Genomic DNA, 1,309 nt, shown 5'->3' on the forward strand with positions numbered 1-1,309 from the left:
TGGAGGTCTCTAAAAACCTCGCCTTCGGCACCGGATTTTGATTCACTGTCGCGGTGATTTGCGCGGAGGTAGCGGATGCGGGGACAAGCCGGGTTCTGGGACATTGACGAGCGGTATGCCCGATTGAGCGAAGCGGGCGATCCTCTGGAAAAGCTGAACGCGGTCGTGCCTTGGGTTGTTTTCCGCAAGCCTTTGGCCAAGGCGCTGAAGCGCTCCGATGGTGCCAAGGGTGGCAGGCCGCCCTATGACGGCGTGCTGATGTTCAAGATCATGGTTCTGCAGGCGCTCTACGGCCTGTCGGACGACCAGGCCGAGTTCCAGATTCAGGATCGGCTGTCCTTCATGCGCTTCCTGGGCCTGGAGCTCGGCGACAAGGTGCCGGACGCCAAGACGATCTGGTTGTTCCGGGAGCACCTCACCCAGGCCCGGGCGGTGGAAAACCTGTTCGCCCGCTTCGACAAGCACCTCAGCAAGGCCGGCTACCTCGCCATGGGCGGGCAGATCGTGGACGCCACCATCGTGGCGGCGCCGAAGCAGCGCAACTCGGACGGCGAGAAGTCCGACATCAAGGCAGGAAAGGTGCCGGAGGAGTGGAAGGACAAGCCGGCGAAGCTGCGCCAGAAGGATCGGGATGCGCGCTGGACCGTGAAGTTCTCCAAGGCCAAGGCCGACGAGGAGGGAAAGACCAAACAGCGCGACATCGCCGTTCCGGCCTTCGGCTACAAGAACCACGCCTCGATCGATCGCCGGCACGGCTTCATCCGCGGCTGGACCGTCACCAGCGCCTCGGCCTGGGACGGGGCGCAACTCCGCAACGTGCTGGACAAGACCAACACCGGCTCGACGGTGTGGGCCGACACGGCCTATCGCTCGAAGAAGAACGAAGCGTGGTTGGAGAAGAACGGCTACCGCTCCGACATCCACCATAAGAAGCCCAAGGGCCGGCCGATGAGCGAGGCAACGTCGCGGGCCAATGGTCGGCGCTCTAAAATCCGCGCCTTCGTCGAACACGTCTTCGCGCAACAGAAATCCCGCATGGGTCTCTTCGTGCGCACCATCGGCATCGCCCGCGCCAGGACCAAGATTGGCATGGCCAATCTCGCCTACAATCTCACCCGCTATGTCTGGCACCAGGGGCGAACTGCGCCCGCATAGCGGTGGCAGCGGCGGAAAACGCCGCCGATACGCCGAAATCGACCAATCATGAGCCCGATAAGGGCGCGAAACCCACGCCAAACAACCGAACTCGGTGGCTCGGGTCCGCTTTGGCGGTTTCGGCATCAAAAACGACGGTAGTTCGAGACCTCCA

At 62.9% G+C, this 1,309-nt stretch carries 1 protein-coding gene; it reads left to right on the plus strand.

Annotated elements, in window-relative coordinates; translation table 11 throughout:
* Positions 1-75: 75 nt before the first annotated feature.
* Positions 76-1,155: an IS5 family transposase gene (locus N1058_RS23985; RefSeq protein WP_265520096.1), complete on the plus strand. Its 1,080-nt coding sequence runs from the start codon at positions 76-78 to the stop codon at positions 1,153-1,155.
* Positions 1,156-1,309 lie beyond the last annotated feature (154 nt).

Origin of the sequence: Nitratireductor luteus (genome assembly GCF_026162365.1) — a bacterium.
Classification (GTDB): Bacteria; Pseudomonadota; Alphaproteobacteria; order Rhizobiales; family Rhizobiaceae; genus Chelativorans; species Chelativorans luteus.

Excerpts from the sequence above, each read along its gene's own strand:
- N1058_RS23985 (WP_265520096.1), top strand. The coding sequence starts at position 76 with ATGCGGGGACAAGCCGGGTTCTGGGACATTGACGAGCGGTATGCCCGA.